Raw genomic sequence first — 16,437 nt, 5'->3', positions numbered from 1 at the left:
TGATCGCATGAGCGAACAGTTCGGCGCCTCCCCGGCGCATGTCCTGCGCGACCTCGTCCCCCCGGAGGCATGGGCGGCGCTGGCGGACCATCCACGGCGGTCGCATCCGGCGGGCGAGATCCTGCTGCGGCAGGGCGACTCGGGGACCCATGTCTGCGCACTGCTCCAGGGCATGGTGAAGGTGGTACGCACCGACGCCGACGGGCGGGAGCGGCTGCTCGCCTTCCGCGGCCCGGGCGAGGTACTGGGCGAGATGGCCGTCCAGGCCGGGGGCCACCGGCTGGCCGACGTCCGCACGCTTAGCACCTGCGAAGTGGCCGTCATTCCGGCGGACACCTTCCGCCGTTTCGTCAAGGAGTACGACCTGGCGACGCAGCTCGCCACGTATGCGGTCAACCGGCTGCGGGAGCAGACCCGGGCGACCGAGGGCGCCGTCGGCCAACGGCTCGCCGGGACGCTGCTGCGCCTGGTGGAGATCTGCGGCGCGCACACGCTCTCCCTCACCCGCGAGGACCTGGCCCAGCACCTCGGCGTGGGCCGCAACTCCGTCACCAAGGCACTCACCGGCTTCGGCCCGCGACGGGTCCGGACGGAACGGACCCGGATCCGCGTGCTCGACGTCCCGCACCTCCGGGAGGTCGCGCGGGGCTGCACCCCGGCTCCGTAGGGGCGCGAGGAGGCGCTCCGGTGGAGCCTGCCCCCGGTCCGCTCCCCTCAGCTCAGCAGCAACGCCCCGTCCCACCCGCTGGCCGGGGGTGCTTCGGTCGCGTAGGTGTGGAGGGCGAGGGCGATGCCTGCGGCGCCGGTGAGGAGGCCGGCGCCGTTGACGACGGGGGTGGGTTCCTTGCCCTCCCAGCCGAAGCCGAAGGGGAGGTCCGGGTCGTAGGCGTCCAGTATGTGGGCGGCGAAGCGGTGTTGGAGGGGGATGAAGCGGGCGTCGCCGGAGGCGTGGCCGAGGACGGCCGCCAGGTGGAGGAGTCCGGCCCAGCCGTGGCAGATGCCGGGGTCGGTGACGCCGAACGGCTCGGTCAGGTCGCGCAGGGCGGCGTCCACCGCGGTCCGGCACCAGTCGGGCCGGTCCAGCGCCGTACCGGCCCGGTGCAGCACGGCGGCCACGCCGGGGGTGCCGTAGCACCAGGCGGTGCGGGCGGCTCCGGCGGTCCCGCCCGCGGTGAAGGTCTTCAGCGGTACGACCGCGGGCCACAGGCCCTCGGTGGTGCGCCGGTCGAGCAGCAGCTCGGCGGTCTGCGTGATCGCGTCGGGGAGTCCGGCCACCGGTACGGCCGCCCGGTGGGCGGCCACCAGGACCGCCAGGATGCCCGGGATGCCGTGCGCCACACCGAAGTTGAGGTGGCCGTCGGGGAAGTGCGTGCTGTCGTCGCCGCGGTGTCCGCCCGGTGACCACCAGCCCGGGACCAGCTCCCCGTCCCGTGGCAGCGGCTCCAGGACGCGGAGCAGATGGGTCACCGCCGCGACCGGCGTTCCGTCGTCGCCGGGCCGCCGGGCCAGCAGCAGGGCGGTGAGACCGGCGAGGCCGGACACCAGGTCGACGTCGGGGAAGGGGAGCCCGGCGCGGCGCTCCGCGAGGCGCGCCCCGTCCTCGTCGAGCAGGGCGCGGACGGCGCCGTCGACCGCGGGGTCGAGGCGTTGCAGCAGCCCCGCGTAGTCCTCCGGGACCCGCCGGGCGGCGTGGGCGGCGAAGGTCAGTGCCGGGACGCCGTGGTAGAGACCGGAGCGGACCGGGCCGGGCAGGGCGGCGACCGCGGCGGCCAGATGGGCGTGGACGGTGGGGCGGTGGGCCGGGTCCTGGTCGGCGAGTTCGGCGAAGAGCAGGGCCACCCCCGGGTGGCCCTCGCTCAGCGACAGCGGGGACCAGGTGTCCGAGAGCTCCGCCACTCGCCGGGGGTCGCCGAGCCGGTCGGCGAGCTCGCGGACCGTCGTGGCGGCCCGGTCCCGGAGCGGGGCCGGGTCGGGGGAGGCGGTCGGGTCGGTGGGGGTCATCGGCCGTGCCTCCGGCGGTCGCTGTGGGCCCGGGCCGCGCCGCGGGCGACGGCGAGGGCGAGTCTCTCGGCGTCCCGGTCCACACCGGCCAGCCGGTTGTGGTGCATGTGCAGCAGGGACAGCAGTACCTGGTCGGGGTGGGACCAGGAGCGGTCGCCGAGGTCGCGCAGGAGCTGTCCGTAGGCGGAGACCGTCTCCGCCCGGCGGGTCCAGGCAGTGCGCAGCACCTCGTCCACGGCGGCGGGTCCGGGCTCGGCGCGGTAGGGGTCGACGAGGGGCAGCGCCGCGCGCCGACGTTCCCGGAAGGCGCGTTGGTGCGTCTCGTCCTTGGCCACCGTGCGGGTGAGCCATTCCGCGGCGGCTTCGCCCGCTTCCTCGCCGTCGGTGCCGTGGAAGGCGCGGGCGAGGTCGGCGAATCCGGCGGCGACGCGCAGCAGCGGTTCGGTGGTGTCGGTGCGCGCGTACCCGCGGCGCAGATGCTCCACCACGGCCACGCTGTCGGCGTGGAAGACCCGTTCGGCGGCGGTGAGGGCCTCGGGTCCGCCGTAGCGCTCCAGCTCCGGGTCGTAGGTGTCCCAGACGACCCGGCCCACCAGCCCGCTCTCCCGCAGCGTGCCGGTGAGGGCGTGCAGGCGCGGCAGCAGCGCACCGTGGAGCGCCTCGCGCGGGGCGTGGAAGCGCAGCCGCAGATGGGAGCCGACCGCGTCCCCGTACCGCAGGAAGAACCAGCGGTCGACCTCGGGCGGCAGTTGGTCGAGGAGGGGCGGGAGGTGGACGGCGAGCAGTTCGTCGTGGCGTTCGGCCGGGGCGTACCAGGCGGTGTACAGCCAGTCGCCGCCCGGCAGATGGACGCCGGAGGCGGTGGAGCGCGGGGTGTGCGGACGCGTACGGGCCTGCGGGGCGGGGGCCGTGTCGGGGGTGCGGGTGGTGTGCAGCGGGACGGTGATCTCCGTGCGGCGGGCGCCGTCGGGGCCGCCGAGCCAGCCGTCGGGGCGTCCGGCGGCGTCGGCGGGCACCTCGCGGACCTCGGCCTCCTCGTGGCGGAGGAGTTCGTGGCGGAGGAGGGCCGGGTGGCCGGGCAGGCGGAGGTCGAGCGGGACGCCGCGGTCGGCGCGGCCCGCCCAGATCCGGTCGGGCACCCGCCACCGCTTGCGCCAGTGCTCCAGCGCGGCCAGCCACTCGGGGAACGGCAGGTCGGCGTCGCGCAGTACGGCGGTGGGCCGCCAGCGCGCCGGGGCGAGCACGGTGCGTCCGTAGCGCACCCGGGGCAGGTACGGCAGCGCGGCGGCGACGCCCCAGTCCCACGGCTGCCAGCGGCGGACACCGCTGTCGGCGATCTCGCAGACGAAGCGGGCCGCGTTGGGCAGCGACCACTGCGGGTTGAGGACATGGAAGACGGCGGGCGAGACCCGGCGGCCGGTCCCGGTGTCCACCAGGTGGAGCCGGTCGCGGTCGGCGCCCACGGCGAGGCGGCGCAGGTCCAGGACGGCCGGGTCGTCCGGGTCGGCGAAGCACCCCACCGGCAGGGTGTGGTCCAGCCACTGCGGGACCTGGGCCACGTTGGCGGCCCGCGCCCGGCCGGTGCGGAAGGCTACCTGGGCGGCGAGCGCGCCGTCGGGCGCGGCGCCGGAGCGCGCCGTCCCGGCCAGCTCCGCGTGCGGTTTGTCGCCGAGCAGATAGCCGAAGCGGCCGAGCATCGCCCCGGCCTTCCCGGAGCCGCCCGCCACCACCAGCCGGAAGTCGCCGTCGGCCAGCGCCTCGCAGCTCCCGGCGAGCAGATGCACATTCAGTTCGAGGGAGGCGGGGGGCCGCCCGCCGTCGTCGGTGAGGGCGTGGACGGCCGGGTGGTCGTCGGTGAGCACCACTTCGTCGTCGCCGTCCAGCAGCGCCTGCTGGGCCAGTTCGGCCAGGATCCGGCCGCGCTCCCGGTCGGGTTCGGGGGGCGTGGCGCGGCGGGGGCTGACCGGGCGCCGGTACCCCGCGGGGGCGGCCAGTCCGGTGTCGGGGTCGAGCAGTTCGACCAGCGGGACGAGGCGTTCGGTGCCGTAGCGCCCGAGGAACGCCTCATGGTATTCGCGCAGGTGGGCGGGGTCGCCCTGCGGTGGGGAGAGCCGCCAGAGCAGGGCGGCGGCGCGGGCGGCCTCCTCGGCGACGGCGGTGGGCAGCCGGGCCCCGGCGTCCAGCGCCAGATCCACCTGGAGGGGCCGCGGCAGATCGTTGAGCCGCCGCATCCGGGCGGTGAGGTTCCGCAGCTCGGTGCGGCCCTCGCCCAGGGGCCGTGTCGCATAGCGTGCGATGTCGGCCTGGAGGGCGGTGAGTTCGGCGCGTTCGGGGAGGTCTTCGGCGGGGATGTCGGCGCAGACGCGGAGCAGGTACCCCAGGGGATCGACGGCTTCCAGGGGCGGGCGGGCGTCGGTGAGCAGGATCTCCTTGGCGACCAGTTCGCTGAGCACCCCGTTCACCGCCTGGTCGGTGGCGCCGGGGAACCGCTCCAGCAGCCCCTGGGCCAGCTCCGCACCGCGCACCGGACGGTGGGCGATCTCCCGCACCGCGCGGACGACGGCGGTGTACCGGACACTGACCTCCTGCACCGTGCCGCCCTCGGCGCCCTCGGCGGACTCCTCGCGGGTGGACTCCGGGACGTACGGGAGGACGAGGCGACCGCCGCGCACCGTGCACAGGGCGTTGGTCACGACCCGCAGTCGGCGCAGGATTTCGGGGCGGCGCTCCCAGGCGGCGGCCAGTGCGGTGAGCCATTCCCGGTCCGGCCGGACGGCGCGGGTGTGGGCGTCGCCCCACCGTGCCTCGGCGCCGTCCGCGTCCGTGAAGTGCACCGGGGCGACCCCGGCCATCAGTCCGAACGGGGTGGCCCGGCCGCTCATCCGCAGCCGGTAGGAGGCCAGCGCGCGTACGGATCGCCGGAGTTGGGGAAGGGGCACGCCGCCGGAGCGGTCCAGTACGCGGTGGACCACCTCGGCCAGCGACGGGCTGGAGACGTCGACGGCCTCGCGCACCGACGGGTCGTCCGCCAGGGTGCGCAGCGTCTCGGTCAGGCGGGCGGTCTCGTCCGGTCCGGGTCCGGTGTCCGGTCGGACCTCGGCGGCCTCGCGCACCGGCCTGACGGGGGCGCGGACCATGCCGATACCGGCTCCACGGAACAGGGGATCCTCGGGCATGACGGGCCTTTCTCTACTCAACGGCCGTACGGCGGGCGGATGGTGCCGCCCCGACGGGCGGACCGCCGCTGTGCCGCGGCGACGTCACGCCCGGCGTGGGCCGTCGCCACCGGCACCACACGGAGCTGGGGGGTTCGGTGGGGCGGGGCGGTGGCCCGCGCCCGTCCGCACGCCGACGCCCGGGCCCCATGACAGGTCGTGGGGCCCGGGCACCGGGCGGATGCCGCTCCGTCGTCAGCAGCCCCGGGCGTAACCGACCGGGATGGAGCAGGTCTCGCACGTGATCGCGGTGGGCTCGGTGTTACCGGCGGCCGCGACGGTCGCTCCGTCGGCGACGACCTCGCGGACGTCCAGGTCGAAGGCGTCGATCAGGTCGAGAGACATGAGGGTTCTCCGTTCGTTCGGTGAATGGGCCGTGCATGGCCGCACATCGGCTCACGCCGCCTCCCGCCGGACGGCAGGCAGACTGCTGCCCAGGTCGGGCGGCGTGGCAGCCACAAGATCGAACTTAACCCACACGGGTGATCGCGCCACGTCCAACTGGACGGGTTGAGGTGCAAGTTCTCTCCCGCGACGCCCCACCCCCACCCGCCGTCCACCTTCTCCCCGCGGGGAGAAAAGCCGCCTATGCCGCGCCCCCGTCCCGTACGGCACAAAGGCGCCGCCACGGGCGCTCCCCCGCCTCCGCCGGGGTGCCGTCCAGGACGCGGGCGGTGCGGGTGGCCGGTTCGAGGAGGACGGTGGCGAGGCTCGCCCAGCGTCGGCCCTCGGGGAGGCTCATGTCGGGAAGACAGGTGAGAGCGGCCTCGCCGGGGCCCGAGACGAGGAACGGGACGAGGTCGTCCACGGAGGCGGGCGGCGCGGTTTCGGCCAGTCGGCCGCGGAGCAGGGCGTGGCGTTCGCCGGAGTCGGGCTGGTAGAGCCAGCTCTTCTCCCGGGCCGCGGGGACGGGGGTGAGGAAGTGGTTGGTGCGGATGTGGACGCCGTCGTGGGAGGGGACGGGGAAGACGCCGTCGGGGCTGAGGTCGAGGAGGACGGCGTCGTCCGGGTCGAAGAGGGCGAAGGAGCCGGAGGAGGTGAGCGGGGCGCTGCGGATGATCTCGACCGCCTCGGCGACGCCGCCCGCCTCCTCCAGGACGACGGCGGCCAGGACGTGTACGGGGACGCCGCCGACGGCGTCGCGGTGGTGGCCGAGGATGTTGAAGTGCAGGGCGAGGCCCGCGCTGTTGACGCCGATCTTGCCGAGGATGCCGTGTTCGGTGAGGCCGACGACGTCGTGACGGCCACCGCGGGACTCCAGGGTGTGCCAGAACGGGTTCAGCTCGACATGCCAGTCCCAGGTCTGGATGCCGAAGGTGCGCGGGGCGGCGGTGTCCGGATCCGTACGGCGGACCAGGGTGGAGCACTCGCCGGGCGGGACGGCGTTGCTGCGGGCGAGGATCTCGGTGCGGGCGTTGAGCGCGGCGACGGCCGTGAGGTCGGCGCCCGCGCCGTGGGCGAGGCCCTCGATCTGGGCGCGGGCCGCGGGCCGGAACGCGTCGACGGCGTCGAGAGCGCGGGCGGCGTCCTCGCGGACCTGCCGCGGGGAGATGCCGCCGAGCCGGAAGAGCCGGTCGTACCCGGCGATCCCGCCGGGGAGGGTGTCGCGCAGCCGCACACCGCGGGCGTGGCCGCGGGTGAACGGGTCGGTGGCGTCGGCGGTGAGGTGGAGCCGGGCTTCGGGGCGGGCGATCGGCGTGGTCACGGGCGTCCTTCGGTGGGGGTGGGGTGGCGGTGCGGGTGGCCGCCGACGACGGTGGCGAGGACGGCGTTGACGGCCTGTGCGGCGGGGTCGAGGGTGAGCGGGTCGGCGGCGAAGACGGTGAGGTCGGCGAGGTGGCCGGGGGCGATCCGGCCGAGGTCGGCGGCGCGTCCGGCGGCGACGGCGGTGGCCCGGGTCATGCCCGCGTACGCCTCCCGGGCGGTGAGCGCCTGGCCGGGCTGGACGGGCGCGGTGCCGGGGGCCTCGACGGGGCGGCGCAGCTGGCAGTCGGCGAGGGCCACGCGGGGGTCGCCGGGGCCGATGGGCCAGTCGGAGCCGAGGGCGACGACGGCGCCGTGGGTGAGCAGGTCGCGGGTGCGCCAGCCGCGGGCGGCGCGGTCCGGGCCGATCCGCCGGGACCAGATGTCGGTGCCGTCCGCGCGGGTGTGGCGGGTGCCGTGCACCGGCTGGAGACCGGCGACCACCCCGAGTGCGGCGAAGCGGTCGAGGAGGTCGTCCGGGACGGACTCCAGGTGTTCGATGCGGTGCGGGCCCTGGGCGGCGGGACCGGCCGCCTCGATGGCGTCGAGGGCGACGCGGACCGCCCGGTCGCCGATGGCGTGGGTGGCGGTGGCGATACCCCGGCGGGCGAAGTGGCGCACGGCCCGACGGTACGCGTCGACGTCGCGCCACAGGGAGGTGGCGTTCTCGCCATGGGTGTCGGGGTGGTCGAACCAGGCGGTGCCGTTGTCGGCGGTGCCGTCGAGCATGAACTTCACACCCGCGACGTGCCAGCGGCGGCCACCCCGTCCTTGCAGGTCGGCGGCGGCGTCCCAGGCGTCGGGGCCGGAGTCGGCGGCGACCAGCGGCCAGCAGCGGATGCGCAGCGGCAGTTCGCCGTCCTCCTCGATCCTGCGGTAGACCGCCTCGCTGGGGTCGGTGAAGTCCATCGCGTGCAGCCCGGTCAGCCCGCACGCGGCGAGGCGCTCCAACTGCCGCCGTACGTGACCGGCGGCGGCGTCGACGGTGACCTCGGGGTAGTGGGCGAAGACCAGGTCCATCGCCCGGAGTTCGAGGAGGTGGCCGGTGGGGCGGCCGTCGGCGCCGGTCTCGACGGAGGACTTGTCGTCGAACGTCTCGCGGCCGGTGAGTCCGGCCAGTTCCACCACGCGCGGGCTGACGACGAGGGCGTGGGCGTCGCGGGTCATCAGGGAGATGGCGCGGCCGGGGAAGCGCTCCTCGAACACGGCGCCGTGCGGGGCGCCGGGGAAGAGGTCCACATCGAGGTCGTAGCCGGTGATCCAGGCGTCGGCGGGGCGGTCGCGCAGCGCCTCGGCGACGGTGTCGAGGACCGCTTCGAGGCTGTCGGCGCCGGAGAGGTCGACGCCGCTGCCGATCTCGATCGAGCCCCACACCGGGTGGGCGTGGGCGTCGGTGAGGCCCGGCAGCAGGGTGGCGCCGGGGAAGTCGTGGACCTCGGTGGCGGGTCCGGTGTACGCGGCGGCGACCTCCTCGCCGCCGACGGCGACGATACGTCCGTCGCGGACGGCGACGACCCGGGGTGCGGGTCCCGCACCGGGGTCGCCGGGGCCCGGGGTGTCGGCGAACGTCTCGACGCGGGCCGCGCGGATCAGAACTTCGGCGTGCATGGGGCCTTCTTCTCGTGGGTGGTGCGGCTTCTCGTGGGTGGTGCGGGTCGGTGGTCAGGCGGCGCGGGGGCGGCCGAGGGCCGCGTGGACGGCGGCGGAGACCAGCAGTCCGGCGAGGAGGGAGAGGTTGGCGTCGCCGCAGAGCGCGGCGACCGGGCCGGTCCAGAAGCTGGTGCGGACGGCGAGGACCGCGGCGACGGATCCGGCGAGGAACGCCGCCACGCCCGCGCGGTGGACGCCGCCGTCGTACCAGAACGGGCTGGTGCGGCTCTCGTCGAGGAGGGCGGGGCCGTCGTAGCGGTTGCGGCGGACGGCGATGTCGGCGACGTAGACGCCGACGGCCGGTCCGGTGACGACCACGACCAGTTCCAGCATGGTGTTGACGCTCGTCAGGAAGTCGAAGACGAGGAGGGCGTAGAGCGTCATGGCGGTGGCGAGGACGCCGATGATCAGGACGGCGGGGACGCGGCCGAGGCGGACGCCGATCGACTGGAGGGTGAGGCCCGCGCTGTAGGCGGTCAGGCCGTTGTTGGCGACGGTGTTGCAGATGACCGCGGTGACGAAGACCGGGACGAACCACGGCGGCAGGATGCCCTCCAGCGCGCGCTGCGGATCGCTCATGTCGAGGCCGGTGGCGGCGAGCGCGCCGAGGGCGGTGAAGAGGACGCTCGGCAGATAGGCGCCGAGCGCGGTCCATCCGGCCACCGCCACCGGGCTGCTGTCGCGCGGCAGATAGCGCGCCAGGTCGGGGCTGTTGCCGTACGAGAGCGGGGTGGAGGCGATGAGGGCGAAGCCGCCGGCGAGGGCCGTCCACAGGGCGCCGCCGTGCAGGGCGTGGGCGGGCCGGTAGGACCAGTCGGTGTGGGCGAGGACGTAGCCGCCGACCACCACGAAGACGAGGGTGAGGGCGATGCTGAGGACGGCGTAGAGCCGGACGATGGTGGCGTGGCCGTAGACGGCGACGACGAGGGTGGCGGCGGCGACGGCGCAGATGATCGCGACGTCGAGCACCGGGCCGCCGGGGGCGCCGAGTTGTGCGGCGAGTCCGATTCCGGCGACGGAGGCGGCGGACCAGTTGAGCGCAAGGTAGGCGGCGGAGATCAGCCAGCCGGTGAGGGCGATGACCGCCTTGTTGCCGCGGACGCCGTACATCGCGCGGGAGACGACCGAGCCGGTGGTACCGGCGGCGGGGCCGCTGACGGCGAGGACGCCGGTGAGGATCCACAGGAGGTTGCCGACCGCGATGACCGCGAGCGCCTGGCCGAGCGTGAGGCCCGTGAGGACGAGCGTGGCGCCGACGACGAGGCTGAGATAGCTGACGTTGGGTGCCGCCCAGACGGCGAACAGCTCCCGGGGGCGGCCGTGGCGTTCGGCGTCGGGGATGTGGTCGATGCCGTGGGCTTCCAGTTGTCCGGCCCGCTCCGCGGTGGTGGCCGCGGGTCCCCCGGCGGTGGCCGTCAGGTCTCTGGTCGCCATGGCGTCCTCCCAAGAAGCACCAACAGCACCAGCGCTATTGGTTGCGTGCCCAATACGGGGGATCCAACAGCCCGGTCCGGCGCGGCGTCAAGGGTTCACCGGGAAGACACCCGCGGACGACGGAAACCGTCGCGGCCCGGCCCCGGCGGGCCGGGTCCGCGCCCGTCCGCCGCTCACAGCACGGCGATGTCCAGCGGCCGCTGCCCCGCGGCCAGCCGGTGCACGGTGCCGGAGGCGACGTCCACGACGGAGATGCCGTTCCAGTAGCCGTCCCGGGTGAAACCGCCGGTCACATACGCGGTGCGGCCGTCGGGGGTGACGGCGACGTCCTCGTGCGGGCCGTCCAGTGCGATCACCCGCTCCCGGCCGCCGGGCGCCCGTACGGTCAGCGACGGGCCGTTGTCCTCCCCGACCGCCCCCGTGCCGACGACGAACAGCGTGCCGTCCGGGGTGACGGTGGCGCCGTGCTGGTGGGTGCGGGCGGTCATCCGCTCGATGCGGGAGCGGCCCGTCACCGGGTCGAGGACGACCAACTTCTCCCCCTCGAACGGCAGCAGCAGCTTCCCGTCGGACGGCCGGACCGCGGCGTGGTGCGGTTTGAGCCAGGAGCCGAGCCCGCCCTCGGTCCCGTAGGGGGCGACCTCGATCCGCCGGGTGCGCAGCGAGCCGGGGGTCACCACCGTCACATCGAAGGAGTCGTGGTCGGTGGCGTAGACGGCGCGGCCGTCGGGGGCGACGTCCACGTCGAAGGGGCGGCGGCCCACCTCGGCGGTGCCGGTGGACTTCAGGGTGCGGGTGTCGATCACCTCGACGGTGCCGGTGGTGCCGGGCCGGTTGACGCCGACGTAGACCTGACGGCCGTCGGGGGCGAGGGCGATGCCCATACCGCCGCCGCGGTACTCGCCGTGCACCGGCGCGCCGATCCCCGCCGTGCGGTACGGGATGCGGGTGATCCGCTCGCGGGTGGCGGTGTCGACGACGGCGACGCCCTCGGCGGTGGCGACCCAGGCCCGGCCGTCGTCGCCGACGGCGAGCCCGTACGGGGCGGTGCCGACGCGTACCGAGTCGAAGGCGCCGCGCCGCGGGTCGACGAAGGTGACGGTGTCCGCGCCGAAGTCGGTGACCAGAAGCGTGCCGTGCGGGGTGCGGCCGGACGGGGCGGGGGCGGCGGGTCCGGCCGTCGGTGCGGCGGCCCGCACGCCCTGGGACGCGCAGCCGGTGAGCAGCAGGACGGCGGCGGCGAGCCCGCCGAGGGCGGTGCGCCTCATCGGACGGCCCGCAGCAGCGCGGCGATCGCGGTGGCGCCGCGCCGTTCGGCGTGGGCGAGCGGGGTGACGCCCTCCCCGTCGGCGAGGTCCGCGGTGGCCCCCGCGGTGAGCAGCAGCTCGACGATCTCCTGGTGGTCGCGGCCGCCGTCGCCGAGGATGACGGCCTCCAGGAGGGCGGTCCAGCCGAGCCGGTTGACGTGGTCGACGTCGGTGTCGGTCTCGCGCAGCACGGTACGGACGTAGTCGACATGGCCGCGTTCGCTCGCCGGGATGAGGGCGGTGCCACCGAAGCGGTTGGTCACCGTCACATCGGGCCGGGCGGGGAGCAGGGCGCGGAGCATGGCGACGCTGCCGGTGACGCCGGTGACCAGCCAGGGGCTGTCGTCCCGGTCGTCCTGGGCGTCAGGGTCGGCACCGGCGGCGACCAGCGCCCCGGCGGCTGCGACATGGTCGCCGAGCGCGGCCAGCAGCAGCGGGGTGCGGCGGTGCGCGTCGCGGGCGTCCACCGTGGCGCCCCCGGTGAGGGCGGTGCGGACGGCGTCGGCGTCGCCGCGGGCGGCGGCGTCCAGGAGGGCGTGGTCGAGGGCGTGCATCGGGGTGCTCCTTGAACTGCGGAACGTGCGGGTACGCAGCACCGACAGGGTGGTGGCCGCCTTCGTACGGACCGCGATCCCGAGCCCCGCGCGCAGGGCGGCGAAGGGGAACCGGCGGCGCACCGTGCGGGGGACGGGGTGCGCCGCCGGGGTCCGGGCGGCCGTACGGCCGGGGGTCATCGGCCCTACTTGGCCAGCGCGGCGGCGCCCGCCTGCGCGAAGGTCTCGTCCTGGTCGCCGGAGGGGGCACCGGCGACGCCGATCCCGGCGACCGGCGCACCCTCGGCGGCGACCGGGGCGCCACCGGCGAGGAAGAGGGTGCCGGGGATGTCCTTCAGCGTCGGGGCGTTCGCCAGGCGCTTGACCAGCTCGGAGGTGGGGGCGTTCCAGGAGACGGCGGTGTACGCCTTCTTGACCGCGGACTCGTAGGACTGCGGACCGGCGCCGTCGCCGCGCAGGGTGACGAGGGTGTTGCCGTTGCGGTCCACGACGGCGACGGAGACCTTCTGGCCGTCCTTCTCCGCGGCATGCAGGGCGGCCTGGGCGGCCTTGGTGGCGGCGCCGACGGTTAGATGGGTGGAGTGCGTGAGGTTCGCGTCCGCCGCGGCGGACTTGACGGGCTTGGTGGCCGGGGTGGAGGCGCTGGCGGACCAGGCACCGGCGCCGCCGACGAGGAGGGCGACGGCCAGGCCGCCGGTGACGACGCGGGTGCGCCGGGAGACCTTCTTGACGTGCTTCATGGGTTCCACTCCGTTGCGTAAAAGCCGAGTTGGCGGTGGGCCGGGGCGGGAGCGGGGCCGTGGGGCGCCGGGTGTCACCGGGCCGGTCCCCCGCTTCCGTTCTCCATCCTGGGTCCGGCCCCGGGCCCGGCCCGTCGTCGTACCGGCTCGGCCCCGCGGGCGGGTCGGTGGAGGCGGGGGTCAACCGATCGGATGACCCCCGGGGCCCGGGGCGGGGGAACAATGGGAGGGTCCGTCGCGCGTCCGCGCAGGTCGGACGGGTGCCCGGCGGCAGGAAGGCGGTGTGCGGTGTGCGCGGATGAGCAGGTTCCGGACGGCGAACCGGACGCCCGGCGGCTGGTGGCCGTCCTCCATGTGACGTTCTTCCTGCTGCTCGGCTCGTCGATGGCGCGGTTCGTCCAGCGCCACGGCGGCGAACCGCGCGCGCCGTGGGTGCTGGCGCTGGCCGTGGTGCTGGCGCTGCTCTACGTCGCCGGGTCCTGGCGGGGCGGGCCCGCGGTGCCGCTGCTGCCGCCGGGCGCGCGGGTGCCGTGGCCGCCGGTGCGGCGGCTGGTGTGGCTGGGCGCGGTCGTCGTGACGTGGGCGGTGCTGGTGGAGCGGGCGCCGAGCTTCGCGTGGGTGGCGGTGCCGCTCTTCTACGCGGCGCTGCGCACCCTGCCGCCGCCCGCCGCGTATGCGCTGGTCACCGTACTGACGGTGTTCGTGATCCTCGCGCAGTTGACGCTGGCGCAGCGGTTCGACCTGGATCTGGTGATCGGCCCGGCGGCGGTCGCCGCGTTCGCCACGTCGGTCTTCACGCAGATGCAGCGGCAGGCGGCGCGGCAGCGGGCGTTGATCGACGATCTGATCCGCACCCGGCGGGAGCTGGCGGCGGCGGAGCGGCGGGCGGGCACCCTCGCCGAGCGGCAGCGGCTGTCGATGGAGATCCATGACTCGCTGGCCCAGGGCCTGTCCAGCCAGCGGATGCTGCTCCAGGCGGCGGACCGCACCTGGGAGGCGGATCCGGCGAAGGCCCGTGGGCACGTCCGTACGGCGGCGTCGATCGCCGAGCACAATCTGACCGAGGCGCGGCGCTTCGTCCACGATCTGGCCCCGGCGGATCTGGCGCGCGGCGGCGGGCTGCCGCAGGCGCTGCGGGCGCTGGCGGAGCGGAGCGGCGACGACCGGTTGACGGTCCGGGTGCACATCGACGATCCGGGCGGGGTGGAGCTGCCGGATCCGGTGCGGTCGGCGCTGCTGCGGATCGCGCAGGGCGCGCTGGCCAACGTCCGCGAGCACGCGGACGCGACCACCGCCGCGCTCACCCTGACCGTTCTGGACGACCAGGTGGTGCTGGACGTCGCCGACGACGGCCGCGGTTTCGATCCGGCGGCGCTGCCGGAGGTGCCGTCCGGGGTGCGCGGGCACGGCGTCCCGGCGATCCGGGCCCGGGTCCGCCAGCTCGGCGGGACCCTCACCATCGAGTCGGCGCCCGGCGAGGGCGCCGTGCTGACCGCCGCGATCCCCTTGGAGCAGCCGCAGTGAACACCACCCCTCCCCCGGTCCGGATCCTGCTCTGCGACGACCACGCGGTCGTCCGGGCCGGGTTGCTGGCGTTGCTGGACAGCGCGCCGGGCATCGAGGTCGTCGGCGAGGCGGGCACCGGCGAGGAGACCCTCGCGCTGGCCGCAAAGGTCCGCCCGGACGTGGTGCTGATGGATCTCCAGCTCGGTGAGGGCATCGACGGGGTGGAGACCACCCGGCGGCTGACGGCCGCGGGTCCGGTGCCGCATGTGCTGGTGCTGACGACGTACGACACGGACGCGGACATCACCCGGGCGATCGAGGCGGGGGCGACCGGTTATCTGCTGAAGGCGGAGCGGCCCGAGGAGCTGTTCGCGGCGATCCGGGCGGCGGCGCAGGGCCGGACCGCGCTGTCGGCGCCGGTCGCCGGGCGGGTGATGGCCCAAATGCGGCGGCCGCGTCCGGCCCTGACCGACCGGGAGCGGGACATCCTGGCGCAGCTCGCGCAGGGGCTGGGCAACCGCTCCATCGCCAAGGCGCTGTTCATCAGCGAGGCCACGGTCAAGACCCATCTGGGCCGGATCTACGACAAGCTCGGCGTGGAGACCCGTGCCGGTGCGGTGGCGGTGGCGAAGGAGCAGCGGCTGCTGCCGTGAGCGGGCCGGGCGGGGCGCCCGGCGGAGCGCGGACCGGGGGCCGGGCGGCGGAGCCGCGCCCGGTCCGCCCCGGCGTACCCGGACGGGGTGGCCCCGGTCCGTGCCGTCGGCATACCAAATTCCGCGCCCGGCGGTACGGGGCTCCCCGCCCATGCGACCGACGCCACACCGTTCCCTTGATCTCCCGGGCGACGGGCCTTGTCGCGCCCCACCGCTTTGGTATACCAATTGGGCGTCCGTTGACCGGTCGGCCGGTTTCCGGCCGAGAACGTCCGAAGGAGCCCGCCATGTGTGTCGAGAACGTGCCGCCCCCGCCCAGCCGGGTCACCCGCCGCGGGGTGCTTGCCGGGGCCGCCGCCCTCGCCGGAACGGCCGCCGCCCTCTCCGCCGCGCCGGGCGCCGTCGCCGCCCCCGCACGGGACTCCGGGCACGGCCCGAGGACCGGCGCCGGACCCACCGGCGACCTCGTCGTCGAGGGCGGCACCCTGCTCGACCCGGCGACCGGTGAGGTCACCGAGGACACGGTCGTCGTCATCCGCGACGGCGTGGTCCAGGCGGCCGGGGCCCGCTCCCGTACCGCCGTGCCGAAGGGCCTCCCGAAGATGGACGCGCACGGCCGGTGGGTGCTGCCGGGCCTGATCGACGCGCACATCCACCTCAACACCGCCACCGAGGCGCAGGACGCGGTCCGCAAGGGCGCCACCGGCGCGCGCAGCGGCTCGACCAACTTCTTCCAGGACATCGCGGTACGGGAGTTGGCCCGCCAGGCACCGCAGCAGGCGCCCCGGCTGCGGGCGGCGGGCATCTTCGTCACCCCCGACCTGGGCGACACGGTGCTCGCCGACCCCGACCTCACCCCGCTCGCGCGGCTGCGCGACGGCGTACGGTCCGCGCAGGCGCTGCGCCGCGTGGTGGAGATCAACCTCGCCCGCGGCGCCGATGTGGTCAAGACCCGGGTCAACGAACGCGCCGGACTGCCCGAGCAGGACCCGCTGACGCAGGTCTACTCGTACGAGCAGCTCTCCGAGATCACGGCGGCGGCGCGGCGCGGCGGCAAGGGCGTGCTGTGCCACAGCTACAGCGAGCGCGGCTGCGACGACGCGGTGCGGGCGGGCATCCGCTCCCTGGAGCACGGCGTGTTCGTCGGCGAGCGCACGCTGCGGGAGATGCGGCGGCGCGGCACGTACTTCACGCCGACGCTGACCGCCATCGCCGGGATGGTCGGCGACCCGGACCCGGTGCTGGACGAGCGGGGCCGCACCTATCTGCCGATCCTCAAGGAAGCCGTCCGCACCGCGCACGAGCTGGGCGTTCCGCTGGCGGCGGGCACCGACTCGTCCGGCGGGACGGTCGAGCCGATCGGCCGGGAGATCGCGCTGATGCGGGAAGCCGGACTGCCCGCGCTGGACGCGATCCGCACCGCCACCACCGGCGCCGCCCGGCTGCTCGGCACGGAGCGCACGGCGGGTCGGCTGGCGCACGGCTTCGCGGGCGATGTGATCGTGGTGGACGGCGACCCGCTCGCCGACCCGTCCGTCCTCGCCGCACCCCGCCATGTGGTGCGCGCCGGTCTGCCCGTCCGGAACTGACCGCACCCCCGCGTCCCCCGCCCGGAGTGCCCCGGCCCCCTCCCC

Annotated in this window: 13 protein-coding genes; 4 read left to right on the top strand and 9 right to left on the bottom strand. The window is 75.6% G+C overall.

Annotated features, from left to right (window positions below; all coding sequences use genetic code 11):
• Positions 1 to 7: 7 nt before the first annotated feature.
• Positions 8 to 667: a Crp/Fnr family transcriptional regulator gene (locus IF23_RS0110825; RefSeq protein ID WP_051739478.1), complete on the top strand. Its 660-nt coding sequence runs from the start codon at positions 8 to 10 to the stop codon at positions 665 to 667.
• Positions 668 to 714: 47 nt separating this feature from the next.
• Here IF23_RS0110825 and IF23_RS0110820 read toward each other — a convergent pair whose 3' ends face one another.
• The 9 genes from IF23_RS0110820 to IF23_RS0110780 form a co-directional block, all read right to left on the bottom strand.
• Complete coding sequence (locus IF23_RS0110820) at positions 715 to 2,001, bottom strand: lanthionine synthetase C family protein (RefSeq protein WP_030282328.1); 1,287 nt, start codon at positions 1,999 to 2,001, stop codon at positions 715 to 717.
• Positions 1,998 to 5,177 carry a lantibiotic dehydratase gene (locus IF23_RS0110815; protein ID WP_030282327.1) on the bottom strand — a complete coding sequence of 1,060 codons (3,180 nt, stop codon included), beginning with the start codon at positions 5,175 to 5,177 and terminating at the stop codon, positions 1,998 to 2,000. Before IF23_RS0110815 ends, IF23_RS0110820 begins: the two co-directional genes overlap by 4 nt.
• Before the next feature lie 234 nt (positions 5,178 to 5,411).
• The gene (locus tag IF23_RS33970) at positions 5,412 to 5,561 is read right to left on the bottom strand and encodes a hypothetical protein (RefSeq protein ID WP_157847996.1); all 150 of its coding nucleotides are present in this window, start codon (positions 5,559 to 5,561) and stop codon (positions 5,412 to 5,414) included.
• A 241-nt stretch (positions 5,562 to 5,802) separates the two neighbouring features.
• Positions 5,803 to 6,921: a C45 family autoproteolytic acyltransferase/hydrolase gene (locus IF23_RS0110805; RefSeq protein WP_078653907.1), complete on the bottom strand. Its 1,119-nt coding sequence runs from the start codon at positions 6,919 to 6,921 to the stop codon at positions 5,803 to 5,805.
• A complete protein-coding gene (locus IF23_RS0110800; protein ID WP_037677906.1) occupies positions 6,918 to 8,567 on the bottom strand; it encodes an amidohydrolase in 1,650 nt (549 codons plus the stop codon). The genes IF23_RS0110805 and IF23_RS0110800 overlap by 4 nt, the downstream gene beginning before the upstream one ends.
• Before the next feature lie 54 nt (positions 8,568 to 8,621).
• The gene (locus IF23_RS0110795; RefSeq protein WP_051739477.1) at positions 8,622 to 10,043 is read right to left on the bottom strand and encodes a purine-cytosine permease family protein; all 1,422 of its coding nucleotides are present in this window, start codon (positions 10,041 to 10,043) and stop codon (positions 8,622 to 8,624) included.
• 173 nt (positions 10,044 to 10,216) lie between these two features.
• Complete coding sequence (locus IF23_RS0110790; RefSeq protein ID WP_030282319.1) at positions 10,217 to 11,311, bottom strand: YncE family protein; 1,095 nt, start codon at positions 11,309 to 11,311, stop codon at positions 10,217 to 10,219.
• The gene (locus IF23_RS0110785; RefSeq protein ID WP_030282317.1) at positions 11,308 to 11,904 is read right to left on the bottom strand and encodes an ankyrin repeat domain-containing protein; all 597 of its coding nucleotides are present in this window, start codon (positions 11,902 to 11,904) and stop codon (positions 11,308 to 11,310) included. The genes IF23_RS0110790 and IF23_RS0110785 overlap by 4 nt, the downstream gene beginning before the upstream one ends.
• A gap of 185 nt (positions 11,905 to 12,089) precedes the next feature.
• A complete protein-coding gene (locus IF23_RS0110780) occupies positions 12,090 to 12,644 on the bottom strand; it encodes a GlcG/HbpS family heme-binding protein (protein ID WP_030282315.1) in 555 nt (184 codons plus the stop codon).
• Positions 12,645 to 12,866: 222 nt separating this feature from the next.
• On the opposite strand from IF23_RS0110780, the gene IF23_RS0110775 reads away from it, so the two are divergent.
• From IF23_RS0110775 to IF23_RS0110765, 3 genes are all read left to right on the top strand, one after another.
• Positions 12,867 to 14,168, top strand: a complete 1,302-nt coding sequence (locus IF23_RS0110775) for a sensor histidine kinase (RefSeq protein ID WP_078653906.1) — start codon at positions 12,867 to 12,869, stop codon at positions 14,166 to 14,168.
• Entirely contained in the window at positions 14,165 to 14,803 is a 639-nt protein-coding gene (locus IF23_RS0110770; RefSeq protein ID WP_030282312.1) for a response regulator, read from the top strand. Before IF23_RS0110775 ends, IF23_RS0110770 begins: the two co-directional genes overlap by 4 nt.
• Before the next feature lie 287 nt (positions 14,804 to 15,090).
• Positions 15,091 to 16,392, top strand: coding sequence for an amidohydrolase family protein (locus IF23_RS0110765; RefSeq protein ID WP_030282310.1), 1,302 nt, complete (start codon positions 15,091 to 15,093; stop codon positions 16,390 to 16,392).
• Positions 16,393 to 16,437: the final 45 nt, after the last annotated feature.

It is taken from the genome of Streptomyces catenulae, from assembly GCF_000718015.1.
GTDB lineage: Bacteria > Actinomycetota > Actinomycetes > Streptomycetales > Streptomycetaceae > Streptomyces > Streptomyces catenulae.
The sequence above is the reverse complement of the archived record's forward strand: the minus strand, read 5'-3'. Positions and strand labels throughout refer to the sequence as shown.